The sequence below is a fragment of the Stieleria varia genome (genome assembly GCF_038443385.1).
GTDB classification, from domain to species: Bacteria; Planctomycetota; Planctomycetia; order Pirellulales; family Pirellulaceae; genus Stieleria; species Stieleria varia.
This window is the reverse complement of record NZ_CP151726.1, coordinates 8,414,986-8,431,667: the sequence shown is the minus strand read 5'-3', so window position 1 is coordinate 8,431,667 and position 16,682 is coordinate 8,414,986. Positions and strand designations below refer to the sequence as shown.

Genomic DNA, 16,682 nt, shown 5'->3' with positions numbered 1-16,682 from the left:
TTCGGCTTGTCGTTAAACGAAGGTTATCGGTATCGCGCGGCCACTTCGGGCAATGGGTACGCCGTGACATCGCGGTCGCCGGGCCAGTTGTTGATTTCCAACAGTCGAGCATAGCCCGCTGTGACCAGTTGCCGCCGCGTTGCCACAAAGCCTGGATCCAACTGTGTCAGGTTCATCGGGCCATCGACGGTCACCGACTCGAATTCCGAGTGATCGATGAACTGAGCCAACACGGGGTTGCAGCGGATGTGGCGTTCGGCGGTCGTGTGCAGGACTTCGGGGTCCAGTTCACCGATCACAAAACGCAGGTACAGATCACTTTCGACGATCGACGTCACATCATTACCGCAAACATCGCATCGATAACCTTCGTCGCATTTCATGTCAGCTAGCGATTGGCAGTTGGGATCAACGGTAAAAGATCGACTAATCGAGCCTATTTTACTGCAAGCAATGCAGATCACACCAACGCCAAATCGAAATGTCCAGTAGAGCCAGGAACTGCTGGGATTCGAATGATGAAGGCTCTCAAACTTACCTACCTTGGGTGTGGGTTCGGCTATCCAGTGGCTACTTGGTGAACTCTAGCTGCCTGTTTGGAAAGAGGCGGTTCCAGTGATTCGTCAATACTCTGGAGGCAGATACAAACTCATCAAACCCAGGCTTGCTCCGTCGATTCATGACGAAATCCTCAATACCCTGTCCTTCTTTTAGAACTCCCCATGCTGTCCATACTCGGACAAGCTGACTCTCATCCAGTACATCTGCTAATCGAGCTTGGTTTCTTGAGATCGAACTCCTGATCGATGCTAATGGATCGACCGATTCTAGATCGATCGACTTCAGATCAACCAGCTTCAGATCAACGGACTCCATCATTCGTAGTTCTGTCTTTCGTATATCGTGCAATTGTCGAACCTGATTGGCATTAAGGCCAAGTTCGCTCGTGATAAGATGGCACTCATAGTAGTCTTGTGGCATTTTCCTAATCAGCGAAGTCACAATAGCGTCGAAGTCTTTTGGCTTCAAATGCTTCTTCAAAACCGAAGCAACTTGCTTGTCGAGATCGCGTCGGAAACCTTCAACCTCCTCCGCGACCTCAATTACCTCCTTTTTGTCAAGCTTCGATGAATCGGCTAGCAAAAGAGATTGCCTGTATTTTTCCATCGCTGCGATTTGGTAAACGTACAAATCACGCAATTCATGTTCGAGGCCATCTGAGATATCTGCAACAGCCAACTCATCGAGGCTTCCAATCAGAAGCTGAATTGAATCCCTGTGCGCAATAGACTCGTACAGGCGTTTCACCTCTTTTGATCGACTGACGGGCTTTGCAGGGCCATGTTCCGACTGCCCACCGAGCTTGAATTGGGAAGGAACATCTTGCGCGAAAGAAATCGCCACCGGCGTGCCGCAGGCAATCAAACAAATGGCTAGTTTGATAAACATCAGAAAACCTATTGAAATCCTAGAGAACGAACAGCCGAACTACCAAAACAACTCTCCTAACGCCTCAAATTAACGTTTTGAAAGTAGACTCCAGTCTCCAGTCTGAGCTTTCAGTGTGCCTACTCGCAATTTGAGCTTTGTCGACGCGACAGACTCCTGTCACTTGTGATAGTACAGCGTGCATGTGAACCAATCTCCAGAAAAGTTTACTGCAAGTGCTCTATGCGCCCTCGCGCGAGATTTTTGTCTGGCTCTTCCGAAGAATCAGTGGGTGTATTTCAATCGAATTGACGCGATTAGCTCTGCGAGACTTGAGTTTCTTGAGAGGTCGGTACTGTTTTGAAAGTGAACACCAGTTTGAAGATGGATTTTCGGAGGCATGGGCTCCTGCGTCCAATGAGCTGAAAAAGGCAGTCTCGACAGGCACTCGCTCGCCGAGACTACCCGCACCATTGGCGCGCAATCGACCGGAATATCCCTTCCCAGGCCAACTTCCCCGCAGAGCCTGAGTCCGTTTTTTCCCGCCTTTTCAGATTAACATTTGGCAGCGATTGATGCAAAATCGCATTGGACGCAGGAGCCCATGCCTGAAAAATCCTTCATCCTGAATGCACTTGGGACGAGTGTTCGACAGCACAGTCGTTTGTCAGGAACGTACCAGAACCCTGCAACTTACACCCACTGATTCTGCGGATGAGCCAAAAAAGTAAAGTGCGACAGCACTTGCGGTTCTTTCGATGGAGCAAGATCGACGGTTTTTGGCTACCTGAGTTGGCGGAACAAAGTACTAACTTCAACGGCCAGGACAAACTGGTCAGTCAGATCGTCAAGCTGCAATGGGCGATTGGGGGTAAGGCACCGGATGCCGCGTTTGATCTTGCGACGGAGGACTTTTGTCAGCGGATTATGGATCATTTCAAGGCGGACTTCATGCGGATCCAAGACGGCGTGTTGACGATGTCGCCGCCCTACGAACCACCATCTGAAATTTTCGAGCATTATCGCGAAGCGAAAGGCGAGTGATCTTCATCTGAAGCGGTCCATGACATGCCTCTCGCCGTATCCGACGCTAACCACTGAGGGACGTGCAATGAATCATTTACCGCTTGCGCATCGTCGTTCGACTCTCCGAGTCGACAACGCACTGCTGAAAACGCTATCGACTCGGAGAGTCGAGCGACAATTCTAATTACATTTCCAGGACGTCGAACATGTCGTACATGCCTGCTGGTTTTTCTGCGAGCCATTTCGCGGCGGCGATGGCGCCGGAGGCGTAGCAGTCGCGGTTGCTGGCGGCGACGTTGATCTCGATGCGTTCTCCCAGCATGCCGAAGACGATCGTGTGTTCGCCGGGGTTGTCGCCGACGCGGACGGCGTGGTAGCCGATCTCGTTTCGTTGTCGTTGACCAGTGTGTCCTTCGCGGCCATGCACATGTCGCGTGCCGTCGTCGAGTTTGTCGGCGATCAAGTCACCGAATTTCAGGGCGGTGCCGCTCGGCGCGTCGGCTTTGTAACGGTGATGGCGTTCGATGATTTCGATGTCCAGGCCGCCGGGCACGTCACGCAGTTTTTCGGTGATCTGCTGGGTGACTTTCATGGTCAAGTTGACCGCGAGCGACATGCTGGGTGCCCAGACGATCGGGATGATCTTGGCGGCTTGTTGTAGTTTATCGACTTGGGCGTCCGTCATGCCCGTCGTCGCGATCACCAACGCGGTGTCGTGTGCGATGCACTGTTCGATGCAGCGATCAATGGCGGTTGGCAGTGAGAAGTCGATGACGACGTCGGCGTCGGTCGGCCATTGGGAGGACAGAGGCACGTCCAGGGTTTCCACGCCCGAAAGATCGCCTGCGTCTTGGCCCAGCAGTGCGTTGTCATCGTTTTCGATCGCGGCGACGACTTTCAGCAATGGATCTGCGGAGGCGAGTGCAACGACACGTCGGCCCATGCGTCCGGCGGCACCGTGGACGGCGATGTTGAGGATTTCGCTCATGTTGTTTTTTAAGTAGGTGGGGGCGACTGGTGTGGTGGGCGTGACGCACGTGCTGCGGCTCAGCGTTGAAAAGATCCAGGTCACGAGTCCTTGAACGGGTTCTTCGCTACGGGGACTCGTTACCTCGTCCACTACAGCAGGGACAGATTGATTTGCTGACTAAGCGTAGAGCTGGATGGCTTTGATGATGTTGTCCAGCTCGTTGGGTACCGCGATGGCTTTGTTGGCAAAGCTTGCTTTGGTCACACCGCGGCTGCCCAGGGTCTTGTGAAAGACTTCCTGGTCCGTGGTGTGATAAGCGACCGTCGCGGTGGGGTCCTTCAGTTCGTGTCCGGTCAAGATGCAGACGACACGATCGCTTGCGGAGATCACGCCTTCACGACGCAGCATCTTGGCGCCGGCAACGCTGGCGGCCGATGCCGGTTCGCAGCCAAAGCCACCCGCGCCGACTCGGGCTTTGGCGTCCAAGATTTCTTGGTCGCTGACTTGGCGGACCACACCGTCGGTGAACTCCAACGCACGCAAGCACTTTTTGAGATTCACGGGACGGTTGATCTCGATCGCGCTGGCGATCGTATCGGCCTTGATGCCTTCGCGATCCATTTGGTCGTTGTATTGAACGATCGGATCCATGTTCACATGACCGCCGTTCCAGCGCACACCGCGTCGCTCGTGCAATTCATACAGAGTGTCCGCGCCGCTGGCATTGATGACGGCGATGCGTGGGACACGGTCGATCAGTCCGAGTTCTTTCAGCTCCATGAACGCTTTGCCAAACGCGCTGCTGTTGCCCAGGTTGCCGCCGGGCACCACGATCCAATCGGGGACTTCCCAACGAAGCGCTTCCAGGACCCGAAACATGATCGTCTTTTGGCCCTCAAGACGAAACGGATTGACGCTGTTGACCAGATAGATCCCTAGTTCCTTAGCGACCTCACGCACTCGCAACATCGCGTCGTCAAAGTCGCCCGCGATTTGAACCGTCAGGGCGCCGTAGTCGAGGGCTTGGCTGAGTTTGCCGTAGGAGATTTTGCCGCTGCCGATGAAGATGATCGCCTTCATCAGTCGGGTTGCGCTGCAATAGAGCGCGAGCGACGCCGAGGTGTTGCCCGTGCTGGCACAAGCGGCCCGCTGCGCACCCAAGATGCTGGCGTGGGTGACCGCGGCGCACATGCCGTTGTCTTTGAAGCTCCCCGACGGGTTCATGCCTTCGTATTGCAGATGCAGTTTGCCGTTGTCCATGCCCACATATTCGCCGACCGCATCGGTCTGTTGAAGCAGCGTCTGGCCTTCGCCCACCGTCACCACGCGGTCTTGGGGGGCAAAGGGGAGCAGTTCATGGAAACGCCAAACGCCGCTGAAGCGAACCGGGTTGGTCCGCTGGCTCCACATCGCCTCAAACTCGTTGAGGTGTTTGGGCACGGCGATCCGATCCCAGTCGTAGGCGACATCTAGCAGATTGCTGCACTTAGGGCACGACGTGTGCAGTTCGCTCGAGTCGTACGTGGCACCACAAACCGGGTTGATGCAGCGTTGGAAAGCGAGGTCGGTACGAACGGCGTTGTGCTGGGCAGCAGTATGGATCATGACGATGGTGTCGGTGAGGACGTAGTGTTGGATGTATCAACAATAGATCGGTTGAATCGGATTGTCGCTAGTTTCCAGCGAGAGAACATAGGGAAAAAGTCACACGCGGGCGGTCAATTCCGGCAAGTTGACCTGGGCAAAGCATGGCAATGATTTTACCGTTGACGTGCGGTGGAGTCTCCGGCAACTTTCATCGGATCGTTTTACACTTCCCTCCCAGCCAAATTTCCCAGCAGATCCATGGATGCGTCTGATCGTCCCGAAGAGTCTTCAGACCGATCGCATAACGTGCCTCCTGTGGCGGATGAAGCGTCGTTGCTGGGCCGCGCGGCGGTGTATTTCACCCTCGCCATTACGGGTGCTGCGCTAGATCTGTGGTCCAAACACTTCGTCTTTGCCACCCGAGGGATCCCTGGGCAAAAGGACATTTGGTGGGTGATCGAGCCGTATTTTGGCATCGAGACCGCCGTGAACCCCGGTGCGTTGTTCGGTATGGGAGCCGGCAAGGGGACCGTGTTTGCCGCAATGTCCGTGTTTGCGTTGGTTGGCATCCTGGTATGGCTGTTTCGATTTCGAGCCGCCCACTCGTTGTGGCTGACCGTGGCGCTGGGGTTGGTCACCGGAGGGATCATCGGAAACTTGTACGACCGTCTGGGATTCTGGTGGACGCCGGATTATCCGCAGTCCTGGAGCAGCGGTGTCCGGGATTGGATCCTCTGGCGCATCAACGAAAAATGGACGTGGCCGAATTTCAATATCGCCGATTCACTCCTGGTCGTCGGCGCGGGAATGTTGTTGTATCAATCCGTTTTTCCGGGACAGTTTGGTCTGACGACAGACCCGCAAGCGACAGACCCGCAGGCTGAACCGAGCGAAACAACGAACGACGCAGAATCGAGCTGAGCACCATGAAATCAGAACCCTCCCGTTGGTCCGGACTGCACGAAGGACGCTTGTCCGCCATGGTGGATGTTGCCCGCGCCGCTGGCGATCACACGCTGACGCATTTTCGCAGCACCGGATTGGTGGTCGACGCCAAGAGCGACGAGTCGCCCGTCACCATTGCTGACCGCGAAGCCGAGCAGTTGGTTCGCCGCATGATCACGGAGCGTTTCCCCGACGATACCGTTCAAGGCGAAGAATTCGCGGAAACCGTTGGCGAAAGCTCCTTTCGCTGGGTCGTCGATCCGATCGACGGCACCAAGTCCTTCGTCTGTGGCGTGCCGCTTTATTCCACCTTGCTGGCATTGGAAAAGGACGGGGAGCCGATCGGTGGCGTGATTTATTTGCCCGCTTTGGGCGAAATCGTCGTCGCGGCGTCTGGATTGGGGGCTTGGTATCAGCAGGCCGGCAGGGCTTGGCAAATCGCCTGTGTTTCCGACCGGGAATCGCTTTCTGATGCCGTGTTTGTGACCAGCCAAGTCGATTCGTTCGCCGCCCGGGGCGCGGATGCTGCGTACCGATCGCTGGAATCCGCTTGCCGGATCACCCGTTCCTGGGGTGATGGGTACGGGTACCTGTTGGTCGCGACAGGTCGGGCGGACCTGATGGTCGATCCAATCTGTAATGCATGGGACGTCGCCGCGATCATGCCGGTGATCCTCGAGGCGGGCGGCGAATTCACGAGTTGGAAAGGCGAGAAAACGGTGCGTGGGGGGGATGGTTTTGGCACGAATGGGCGGCTTCATCAGGCCGTGTTGGCGATGTTGAAGGATGGTTCTGTGTAGCTCTCCGCATTTCTGCCGTCTTTATCCATTTACAATCCGCCATCAAAGTCCGTAAACTGCCGGGCTTTCCCACGGCGCTAGCGGTACGCATTGACCGAGCGTTTCAGAAAGGGAATTGCCCGTGTTTTCCTCCAATTGTCCCAGATAGGTCGTGTTCGACTCGCTCTCCGAAGGTCTACAGTCCGCTTTCAAAAGCTTGCGTGGTAAAGGCAAGCTGACTGAGGGCAATATGCGCGATGGTCTGGAGATTGTCCGGAAATCGCTGCTGGAAGCCGACGTGAGCTACCCGGTGGTCCAGGATTTCATGGGTCACGTCACCGAGCGGGCACTCGGAAAACGCGTGTTGCTGAGCCTGCGGCCTCACGAAGAGCTGGTCAGCATTGTCCATTCGGAGCTGGTTTCGCTGCTAGGACCGGTGGATTCGTCGTTGCATCTTCGCAAGGAAGGCCCGACGATCATCATGCTGTGCGGTCTGCAGGGCAGCGGAAAGACGACGACCTGCGGCAAGCTTGCTCAACTGCTCAAAGAAGAAAACATCAAGGCCACGCTCGTCGCCGCCGACTTGCAGCGGCCGGCCGCGATCGAACAGTTACACGTGATCGGACGCCAGTTGGACGTCCCCGTGTACAGTGAGCCGCAAAACAAGAATCCGGTGGAGGTTTGTCAGAACGGTGTGGCGAAAGCCAAGGCCGATGGCGCCCGCGTGGTGATTCTGGATACCGCCGGTCGGCTCGCGATCGACGAAGAGTTGATGGCCGAGCTGAGCCGCATCGACAAGAAGGTTGCCCCCGACCAAGTTTACTTGGTCGTCGACGGCATGACCGGACAGGACGCGGTCAACAGCGCCGATGCCTTCAATAAATCACTGGAGCTGGACGGGGTCATCATGACCAAGCTCGATGGTGATGCCCGTGGCGGTGCATTGCTGTCTGTCAAACACGTCACGGGTGTGCCGATCAAGTTCATGGGTACCGGCGAGCACATGGATGCGCTCGAGCCATTTCGCCCTGAAGGCATGGCGGGCCGGATCCTGCAGATGGGCGACATCGTCGCCGCTGCTCGTGAAGCACATCGAATCGTCGATGAAAAAGAGCGTGAGGAATTGGAAGCCAAGATGGCGGCCGGCGATTTCACGCTTGACGATTTCAAGAAGATGATGGAGAAAGTCGCCAAGCCCGGTCTGATGGGCAAGATGATGGGCTTGATGCCCGGCATGGGGCAATTCAAGGAAGCCCTGGAGAGCGAAGAAGCCGCGGGCGGGATCAAGCAGACCATCGGTGCCATCAACAGCATGACGATGGCCGAACGCCGAAATCCCAAGATCATCGACGCGACTCGGCGGACTCGGATTGCCAATGGAGCCGGTGTGCAAACACCAGTGGTTTCACAGTTGATCAAGCAATTTGAGATAATGAAACCCATCATGCAAGGCATGGCCGGTGGCGGCGTCGCCGACCGCGCTCGCATGATGCAACAGTTGCAAACCAGTATGGCCAACGATCCGACGATGTCGGGGATGAAGGTCAAGAAAAGTACCGGCAAGCGGCTCAGTGCGCGTGAACGCGCTGATTTGAAAAAACAGCGTGACAAAATGAAGAGACAACTCAAACGTCGCGGCAAATGATCGTCGCGATGAACCACCTATCCACTGAAAACATTTCAACGAGAAGTTCTACGGAGCAAGTTTTAAAATGGCAGTTCGTATTCGTCTGAAAAAGATGGGTCGCACCCACCGACCTTTCTTCCGCGTCTGTGCGATGGACCAACGCAGTCCTCGCGATGGCCGCGTGATCGAAGAGTTGGGTCACTACGATCCGATGTGCCCTGAAACCGATGCACGCGTGACGCTTAAGGGCGAACGTGTTGACTATTGGTTGGGCGTCGGAGCACAGCCGAGCGAAAAGGTCGCCACGCTGATCAAAAAGTACGGTACCAACGGCACCCACTTGGATGCCCGCGAAGCCGCTTTGGCCCGTCTGGGAAAACGCAAGGAATACACACCCGCACCACCAGCAGCACCCAAGCCGGTTGCCAAGGTGGAAGAGGCTCCTGCGGAAGAACCAGCAGCCGAAGAAGCCGCGACCGAAGAAGTCGCAGCAGAAGCATCCGCTGGTGAAGAAACCGCAGCCGAGTGATCGGTCGAGCTGTTGTCAGTGTTCGTGGAATTTGAGTGACCAAGCAACGCAAGTGAATCATGCGATTTGATGTCGTCACCCTGTTCCCCGCCATTTTTGACGGATACCTGACTCAATCGTTGTTGGAGAAAGCGATCCAGCGTGGGCTGGTCGATATCCAACGACACGACTTGCGAGACTGGGCACAAGACACCCCGCATCGCAAGGTGGACGATCGCCCGTTTGGCGGAGGTCCGGGAATGTTGTTGCAGGTCGATGTGACCGTCCGGTGCGTCAACGCCGTCGACGAATTGTCACTGACACCGGCGAGACGCATCCTGCTGACACCACAAGGCAAACGGTTTGATCAACGGATGGCGGAGGATTTGGCGACCAGCGACAGAGTCATGCTGTTGTGTGGTCGCTACGAAGGATTTGACCAACGGGTGACGGACATTCTGGAACCCGAGGAAGTAAGCATCGGTGATTTTGTCCTCAACGGGGGCGAAGTCGCTGCGATGGTGATCATCGATTCCGTGGTGCGTCTGCTGCCAGGCGTGTTGGGCGATGAGAACAGTTCGGTGCAGGATTCGTTCAGTCGAGGCAATCGGTTGCTCGAGTACCCGCAATACACCCGACCCAGAGAGTTTCAGGGGCACTGTGTCCCGGATGTCCTGTTGGGCGGTGACCACGGGGCGATTGCCGCGTGGCGGGAAAAACAAAGCCGAATCAGAACAGAACAACGACGATCCGATCTGCTCGATGGCCGATCAGATCAAAACGATTGAAATAGGAACTCCTGCCCCTGTGGCAGAGGCAAGAACACAGCACAACGTTTTTTGATGCAAGAAGAGAGAAAGTCATGAGTCAAGCGATCCTGGACAAAGTCGAGAAAGCACACCTGAAGGAGACTCCTCCTGAATTCGAAATCGGCGATACCGTCGACGTGCACTTGCGAATTTTGGAAGGCAACAAAGAACGTATTCAGGTCTTCACCGGCGTCGTGATCGCCAAGAGCGGCAGCGGCACCCGTGAAATGTTCTCCGTGCGACGCATCGTGGCCGGCGAAGGTGTGGAGCGTAAGTTCCCGCTGCACAGTCCCAAAATCGAACGTGTCGAAGTCAAACGCAGCGGTGTCGTCCGCCGTGCCAAGCTGTACTTCCTGCGTGGCCGCGTCGGTAAAGCCGTCCGCCTGAAAGAACGTCGCCGCTCGTAGGTTGCTGAAATCGTCGCTCGACGCTCCGCGTCGTTAGCGTGCGGCATCATACGGTTAGCCAATATCAACGTTCCCCTCTCGCCGAGACGGTCAACCTATCGGCGGGAATTCCGTGGGACTGAGCAATGAGCCGCCTGATCAATCGACTCACCGAGCGCTATCTCAGTTGGCGTTACGGAGCGATCGATCCGACCGCTCCGATCGGTTTGCAAGGCGAACAGCTCGCGGCAAGATTGCTGCGCCGCAAAGGGCTCATCGTCGTCGCACATAGTGAGTCCGATCGCGCCGGCGAGATCGATCTGATCGCGTTGGATAAAAAAACACGCGAAGTCGTGTTTGTCGAAGTCAAAACGTTGCAAACCACTCGTCCCGGGCACCCCGCTGACCGTGTGGACGAAGAAAAGCAAGCACGGATCACGCGTGCTGCGCTGCGGTATCTGAAACGCAAGAAGATGCTCGGTGCCCGTTGCCGATTCGACGTCGTCGCGATCTGGTGGCCCGCCAATCAGCCTTCACCCACCCGCGTCGAGCACTACGAACACGCTTTCGAGGCCGCCGGCGATTTCCAAATGTTTTAACGCGATTCCCGGCGACCATGTTGAACGCCAAGTCATCGTAATGGGATTCGCCTGAATTCCCCTTCCCGTGCTCTTCCGCTCCACTATCAGTTCGAGCCTAGACCATATTTCTTCAGTAAGACGACTTCAGTTACAGCAGAGACCTGATTAGGAGCCTGACAGATCGTCTCCGGCAAACTCGCTCGTGCACGAATTTCTTGGGTCGTTGTGAACGTCCGGCGACGATCGAATAAAAAACGCCGACTCGAACAGTTAAGGCGACCATTGATAGCTGCTTTACGGTTGTCCGTAAGTTTAACATGTCGTTTCATGCAAAAACACGAGACGGTTGGGGCAGTAGAGAAATGGTGCCATGGGAGGTGAGATATCGTGAATCCAGTTCGTTTTGACAGCTGATAAGATGACTTGGCGCTGATGCCAGTAGCCATTGCTTAAGGGTGGGCCATCTCCCATTATCGCGGTGCATGCTTGTGTTTCGCGTTTTGTTTTCGTGAAATGTGAAAATTGGGTTACCAAAGATGGTTTGATGGTTGGGGCAAATGCGAGGTGGTGTAGCATCTTGGTAAGAAATGTGCTTTACGCGGATATGTTCAGGGTTATACAGATGTTCAAACATAAATTCCCGCTTCATGCCTTGTTTGCTGTCGCCATTTTCTCTTTGTCGGCGGAGGCAAATGCAGCGCTGCTTACCACTCTGGACTTCACCGACACGAATTGGACGACAACGTTGTCGGGATCCGGTGACGCTAATAATTTATCGACTGCAACAGCAACCACAATCATGGCTGACAAGAGTTCTGGAAGTGGAGCCGCTCAAATTCTTGTAGAGTTGACGGGTTCAATCTCGACCCTGGGTTTTCAGGATATTACCGTTGGATTTGATGGTGCCGCGGAGGGGCTCGAATGGGACGCGAACTTTGCAAACCCAATTAATTCTTCAGACGGATTTCGAATCTTTGGTTCTGGAGTCGAAATCAACGGGAACTCGCTGAATGATCTTACCGGAACAACGATAGAAACTGATTTTGAGAATGGACCAACGACGTTTCCCAACGTCAATTTTGACGCGGATTTCACTTTCGACTCAAGTGTAGATAATAGCTCGATTACATCTATGACCTTCATTCTTCGTATCAACGCCAACCCCGAGACTTTGTCAGTAGCGAACGTACAGATTTTCGGTAACCCGATTAGCTCGACTGTCCCTGAGCCAAGCAGCTTGGCGGTGGCGATTGGGCTGATCGGTTGCACTTGTATGATGCGTCGGCGTAAGAACTGAAACTTGAGTTCAGTTGCTTCCGTTAGTCATCCCGAAAACAAACTCTTCAACGCTTCTTTGACTTTGTCGAGATTGCCCACGATCACCGGGACGACCAGGGTGACGTTGCTGATCGCCAGACGACGACGCAGGCTTTGATCAAACGGCCACGTCGGGAGTTCTTCGATGCTGTTGTACTGTTCGCTGAGTCCGGCAAGTTCATCCTCCATGATTTTGATTCGATTGGTTGCCGATTCGGATCTCAATTGTGTCTTGATCGCAACGATGCGATCACCAATCTCGTCGGCTGAGCTGAGAAGTTCTCGTTTGCGAGACTTCATCTGCTGGTGAAAGAAGAGCAGGGGATAGGCAAACGCGATCAGTTCGCAGGCGATCGCGATGGCAAAGAACACCAAATACCAGTTCTGCCAATCCACCAAAGGCGGTGTGTCGATCCACAGTCGAATGATGAGCCACCAGATGGCGAAGAATGCTGTCGGGATCATCAGCAAGCACGCCTGGAAGCTGTAGAACTCGCCAGCCGGTTTCAATCCAGCGGCACCATCGGGATGGGATGCTTTGACGATGACGGATGCACCATGCAGTTTCAGGATGTTACCCAAGAGTCCGTAGACGACGCCGCGTCCGACGTGATTGCCGACCATCGCAGCGGCGATGATTTCAAGAAGCCAGGTGATGCCAACAAGTAAATCTTGCTGAAGTGAAAACAACGACAAGTAGGCGATCAATAACACACCGGGCAACGCCAATGCGCCGATGATCCCGCCGCGATCGGCCAATGATTGGATCCCACGTCGCAGCTGTGTTTGATGAGATTCGCGTTTGCTCTCTGGAAAACGAATCGCGTCACGATGAAACATTCGCTCCAGCATCAACTCGAACCGGGCACGCATGTCGCCGGCAAAGAAAACTCCGATGGCAGCGACGCTCCATGCCGAAGCTTCACAGATCGTTTCCGGCCAACCGGTTCGCTGACTCACCCTCAGCAAAGTCGTGGCAACTCCGCCAAGAACGAGAAAGCCAACGTCGAGCCGAAGTGTCATGTTGGAGTATTCCGGGAAACGGATTCTAGATCAGTCAGCGAAGTGGTATCCCTCGCTTGGTTGTGAACGGTGGGTCGGCAACACTCTAACGCGTCCGTTGGCATAGTTGGATGTGGGTGCACGCCAAGCATGGGGTGGGGACGCTGTTTGGCTAATGATGGTGGTGGTGTTGAGAGGCCTTGGCGAAGGGGGGCGTTTTTGTTGGTTGTGCTGACTCTAGTGGTTATATTGACGGGCTCTTTTTCTCCTCTCGTCACTCATTCAGTCTCGCCATCATGTCTGGTCATCGCGTCTGCTCTGTCGTTTTGGTTTGTTTGTTGTTTGTCCACTCGCAACGAGTCCACGGTGGCATTGTGCACATTGCGTTGGACGGAACGCAAAGTGGTTTGGTGGCAGGTGACTCGTTCACCAACAACTTGAACGGTCTCATCTCCGACGGAGTGACTTTCGATTTGAACATCTCCGTGACGGGATCAGCGACATTGAACGGGGGTAGCGGTGGAACGGGGCTTGCAGTGGCTGGCGGACTCACGGTGGGAATCGACACGAACGAATGGTTGCAGTTCACGGTGTCAACTTCGAACGTGACGGGTGGCACCGTGGTGTTCAATGGTTTCTCTGGTCTGGACTTCAGTGAGTATGTCGACGGCGCGGATGTGGTGGGGGCTTCGACAACGGGGATCAATCCCGCGGACTTGATCACGTCGGTTGGCAATGATCCGACCTTTGTGACTCCTTTGCCCAATAACGTTTTCGTTTTGGGAGGCACGGCGACGTCGGGCAGCGGAACAAGTTTTCGCATCGATGATGTTTTCGCGAGTTTCACCGGTACTGCTGCTGTTCCCGAGCCGAGCAGCTTTGCTTTGATCTTGCTAAGCGGGATGGTTTTGCTTCGTCGACGACGCGTTTAGGGTTAGCAGCAGAAAACTCGAAGTGCCACACGGTTAAACTGCAGCATCGCAGCCCCTCACCCCCGGCCCCTCTCCCCCAAGATTTTCGCGACTGAGTCATGGGTGATGGAGGAGTCTGCTCCGCGAAAATCATGGGGGAGAGGGGAGCCAAGTTTGATCAGTACTATTCTCAATGGCTCCCCTCTCCCCCGATTCCTGGCGAGCTTCCAGCGAGTCAGGGATTGGGGGAGAGGGGGCAACGATCCGGCTTGTCCAGCGATCAAGTTTCTCTTGATCGAATGATTCCCGTCTCTTTGATTTTCGAAGGCTGCTGCGGGTCGATCAGGTGTTATGAATACACTCATCACGCATGAATCCTTAGAGATGAGAGGCATGACCGAAAGACAACCTCACCCCCGGCACATCCCACTCAGGATTGAAAGTTGGCTCTACGGATCGCTGCTGCCCAGTGGCATCGCGAGTTTGGTTTGGGTCACCGTCATGCCGTCGCGAGTGTGGGTGACTCGGTGGAACGAGTGGACTTTTCTCAAGGCATCAATGAACGCTTGAAACTCTTCACGCTCTTCTTGCTCCATCTCGTTGGCGTTGGCGATCTGTGAAAGGCGGTCGGTGAGCAGATCGAAGTCGATCCAAAGAACCGATCGCAACAGGCCTGTTTCCTCGCTGTCCCGCCAAACAACGGAATCATCGTTTGGGACAAGCATTGCTTTGGTCACGTCACGCTGGCTGCCTATGGCGAGGATGTCATCACTCAGTCGCCAGTGAAAATCGGTTTGGCTGGTTTCTTCCGGCGTTTCTTCTTCTGCAATAGCGTCATCATCCAGCTCAACGGTTTCGACTTCGAACGCAGAGAGGTCCGGGGTGGCGATGGTGTAGATGTCGGAGTCACCATCATCCAGGATGGTGGGCGGATCGATCTGTGGTGGTAAAGGAATCTCATCATCGTCGTCGAGTGTCTTCGCCATCTCAAAGTATTGATTGACATAAGAGTTCGCCCAGGTGCGCAGCATTCCACCGGCGACGATCAAGTCGTCACGATGGGCGACGCGACTCAGCAGGGTAAATTCGATCGGCGACTTTTTGGGGATGCCCGGGGCAGCGTGATGGAAGGTCGCGACCAATGCCTGACCTCCGTCGCCCAGTGCGGGAAACCATTTGTCCTCCACGATTGTGCTCAGTCGCATCGGCATCTGTTGCAGTCGAGCCAAGTATCGCTGCGATTCTGTGGGAAGGCCTTCGTCGCCCATCATCGCAAACATGGTTTCCATGAATCCCAAGTAGGTATTGGTAACGAGTTCAAATCCGAGCAAGCAGCGAGTGGCGGTCGTGGTTCCTTGGCGAGCATAGATTGCGACGGTGTCACCACCCGCGTAGCGATCGACATTCAGTGGTGTGTCAGGCAGCCGTGGGTCAACGCTCATCCAAACGCTATGACTGCTGATTCCTGTGGCATCGCAGCCGACCGTCATCGCCCAGCCGGCCGGTGGCAACGCTAAAGCATCCCAGCGCTGCGCGAGGCTTTTCATTCGGCCGCTAAAATCTGAGCTGCTCAGTATAGGGACACCCATCAGCATGCCCATGTCGCCCATCGGCACTCCGTCGACTTTGGCCGAACGGGCGATGAGAGAAATGGTATCGACCCAATTGGTCATCCAGCCGGACTCATCCGGCACCACGCCTGATTTTGCGAACGAATCGGAAATGTACGCAGTTGCGAAATGCGATTGACCGGCCGGTGGCATTGCGGCGGCAAATTCTGGCGTGTCCACCAATCGCTCGTCATTTTCATCAGGCACCGCGGTTAGCTTGTCGATCGCCGTCAAGTCTTCGCCGACAAAGACGATCAACTGATTTCGAATGATTCCAATGGAGACGTGAAGGGAACGATCTCTTAGCGATCTGCGAACGGCTTGTTGAAACAGCAGGTCGGACTCATTCACGTTGACATCTTCGACGAGCGAGTCGAACCAGGTTTCCAGTTTGACCGACAAGGTTGTCAGCGATTCGTGATCGATTCGGTGCTCGCCGATTTCCCAAGGGATCTCTTCTTCGGTCAAGCTGGCTTGCCATTCGGCGAGCAGTTCCCTTGCGAGGGTTGGATCGCTCAAGTGAAAGCCGGCGAGTGTGTTGGGCACCCGGATGTCTTTCAGGTGCTGGTGTAGGGATTCGGCTTTCTCCTCATCGCTTCGAGCCGTTGCTTCGTCGGTCAAGTTGTTCTTTGCGTCCGCGATTGCGATTGAGACCGCATGCCAAGTCGATGTCCAGCTTTCATCGCCGCATAGATAGGCATCTGTTTGAAAGAGCTGGTTAAAAACAAGCCCTGGTTTGGAATTCTGCATTTGTTTGATTTGGTCGGCGTTACTGGCGATGTCCGACAGTTCCAATCCAATGATTCCAAGATCAACCGCGACGGGTTGATCCTCCAAGTCTGTTTGAGTGGCCGCTGAATCCGTTTCCAGGGTTGCCAGTTTGTCGGCGAGTTCCCTGCCGCCCAACATTGAGAACAGTTCTCCGCCGCGGTGGATGCCGAAGTAAAACGAGATGTCTGCCGGCATGCGTTGGAGAGATGGCGGGTCAGTTGCGATGCCGGCGTTGGGAGTCTGGGCCAGCGAAATTTCACTGATGGGTATCAGGCAACAAAACATGCCAGCGGTGATCAGTAATCGCATCAGGTTGATTCGCGTTGGAGGGAAACGGGTGACTGCAAGCGAAACAGTCTTGCACGTCACGAAAGGAAAGGGCATGGCAGTTATTTCAACAAGAATGGCCGAGGCAAGAGTCGGAG

The 16,682-nt window shown here is 55.0% G+C and carries 16 protein-coding genes; 10 read left to right on the top strand and 6 right to left on the bottom strand.

Going from position 1 to position 16,682, the window contains the following annotated elements; translation table 11 throughout:
- Positions 1 to 23: 23 nt before the first annotated feature.
- Together Pla52nx_RS28530 and Pla52nx_RS28525 are read right to left on the bottom strand one after the other, a co-directional pair.
- The gene (locus Pla52nx_RS28530; RefSeq protein WP_146521353.1) at positions 24 to 383 is read right to left on the bottom strand and encodes a hypothetical protein; all 360 of its coding nucleotides are present in this window, start codon (positions 381 to 383) and stop codon (positions 24 to 26) included.
- A 187-nt stretch (positions 384 to 570) separates the two neighbouring features.
- A complete protein-coding gene (locus Pla52nx_RS28525; RefSeq protein ID WP_146521352.1) occupies positions 571 to 1,449 on the bottom strand; it encodes a hypothetical protein in 879 nt (292 codons plus the stop codon).
- A gap of 693 nt (positions 1,450 to 2,142) precedes the next feature.
- Here Pla52nx_RS28525 and Pla52nx_RS28520 point away from each other — a divergent pair.
- Positions 2,143 to 2,472, top strand: coding sequence for a hypothetical protein (locus Pla52nx_RS28520; protein WP_146521351.1), 330 nt, complete (start codon positions 2,143 to 2,145; stop codon positions 2,470 to 2,472).
- A gap of 166 nt (positions 2,473 to 2,638) precedes the next feature.
- On the opposite strand, the gene dapB is transcribed toward Pla52nx_RS28520, so the two are convergent.
- Together dapB and thrC are read right to left on the bottom strand one after the other, a co-directional pair.
- A complete protein-coding gene (gene dapB, locus Pla52nx_RS28515) occupies positions 2,639 to 3,442 on the bottom strand; it encodes a 4-hydroxy-tetrahydrodipicolinate reductase (RefSeq protein ID WP_146521350.1) in 804 nt (267 codons plus the stop codon).
- Between the two features lie 159 nt (positions 3,443 to 3,601).
- Positions 3,602 to 5,029 carry a threonine synthase gene (gene thrC, locus Pla52nx_RS28510; protein WP_146521349.1) on the bottom strand — a complete coding sequence of 476 codons (1,428 nt, stop codon included), beginning with the start codon at positions 5,027 to 5,029 and terminating at the stop codon, positions 3,602 to 3,604.
- Between the two features lie 240 nt (positions 5,030 to 5,269).
- Between thrC and Pla52nx_RS28505 the strand changes: the two genes are divergently transcribed.
- The 8 genes from Pla52nx_RS28505 (at position 5,270) to Pla52nx_RS28470 (ending at position 11,943) form a co-directional block, all read left to right on the top strand.
- A complete protein-coding gene (locus Pla52nx_RS28505) occupies positions 5,270 to 5,932 on the top strand; it encodes a signal peptidase II (protein ID WP_146521348.1) in 663 nt (220 codons plus the stop codon).
- Between the two features lie 5 nt (positions 5,933 to 5,937).
- The gene (gene hisN / locus Pla52nx_RS28500; protein WP_146521347.1) at positions 5,938 to 6,756 is read left to right on the top strand and encodes a histidinol-phosphatase; all 819 of its coding nucleotides are present in this window, start codon (positions 5,938 to 5,940) and stop codon (positions 6,754 to 6,756) included.
- Positions 6,757 to 6,907: 151 nt separating this feature from the next.
- The gene (gene ffh / locus Pla52nx_RS28495; RefSeq protein ID WP_146521346.1) at positions 6,908 to 8,380 is read left to right on the top strand and encodes a signal recognition particle protein; all 1,473 of its coding nucleotides are present in this window, start codon (positions 6,908 to 6,910) and stop codon (positions 8,378 to 8,380) included.
- A 67-nt stretch (positions 8,381 to 8,447) separates the two neighbouring features.
- Positions 8,448 to 8,891, top strand: coding sequence for a 30S ribosomal protein S16 (gene rpsP, locus Pla52nx_RS28490; protein WP_146521345.1), 444 nt, complete (start codon positions 8,448 to 8,450; stop codon positions 8,889 to 8,891).
- Positions 8,892 to 8,950: 59 nt separating this feature from the next.
- Positions 8,951 to 9,658, top strand: a complete 708-nt coding sequence (gene trmD / locus Pla52nx_RS28485; RefSeq protein WP_146521344.1) for a tRNA (guanosine(37)-N1)-methyltransferase TrmD — start codon at positions 8,951 to 8,953, stop codon at positions 9,656 to 9,658.
- A 74-nt stretch (positions 9,659 to 9,732) separates the two neighbouring features.
- Complete coding sequence (gene rplS, locus Pla52nx_RS28480; RefSeq protein ID WP_146521343.1) at positions 9,733 to 10,086, top strand: 50S ribosomal protein L19; 354 nt, start codon at positions 9,733 to 9,735, stop codon at positions 10,084 to 10,086.
- 125 nt (positions 10,087 to 10,211) lie between these two features.
- Entirely contained in the window at positions 10,212 to 10,664 is a 453-nt protein-coding gene (locus tag Pla52nx_RS28475; RefSeq protein ID WP_146521342.1) for a YraN family protein, read from the top strand.
- A 604-nt stretch (positions 10,665 to 11,268) separates the two neighbouring features.
- Positions 11,269 to 11,943 carry a PEP-CTERM sorting domain-containing protein gene (locus tag Pla52nx_RS28470; RefSeq protein ID WP_146521341.1) on the top strand — a complete coding sequence of 225 codons (675 nt, stop codon included), beginning with the start codon at positions 11,269 to 11,271 and terminating at the stop codon, positions 11,941 to 11,943.
- Positions 11,944 to 11,969: 26 nt separating this feature from the next.
- Here Pla52nx_RS28470 and Pla52nx_RS28465 read toward each other — a convergent pair whose 3' ends face one another.
- The gene (locus tag Pla52nx_RS28465) at positions 11,970 to 12,986 is read right to left on the bottom strand and encodes a hypothetical protein (RefSeq protein ID WP_146521340.1); all 1,017 of its coding nucleotides are present in this window, start codon (positions 12,984 to 12,986) and stop codon (positions 11,970 to 11,972) included.
- A gap of 275 nt (positions 12,987 to 13,261) precedes the next feature.
- Between Pla52nx_RS28465 and Pla52nx_RS28460 the strand changes: the two genes are divergently transcribed.
- Positions 13,262 to 13,897, top strand: a complete 636-nt coding sequence (locus Pla52nx_RS28460; RefSeq protein WP_146521339.1) for a PEP-CTERM sorting domain-containing protein — start codon at positions 13,262 to 13,264, stop codon at positions 13,895 to 13,897.
- A gap of 428 nt (positions 13,898 to 14,325) precedes the next feature.
- Here the strand turns inward: Pla52nx_RS28460 and Pla52nx_RS28455 are convergent, their stop codons facing one another.
- Positions 14,326 to 16,566 carry a hypothetical protein gene (locus tag Pla52nx_RS28455; RefSeq protein ID WP_146521338.1) on the bottom strand — a complete coding sequence of 747 codons (2,241 nt, stop codon included), beginning with the start codon at positions 16,564 to 16,566 and terminating at the stop codon, positions 14,326 to 14,328.
- Between the last annotated feature and the right edge of the window lie 116 nt (positions 16,567 to 16,682).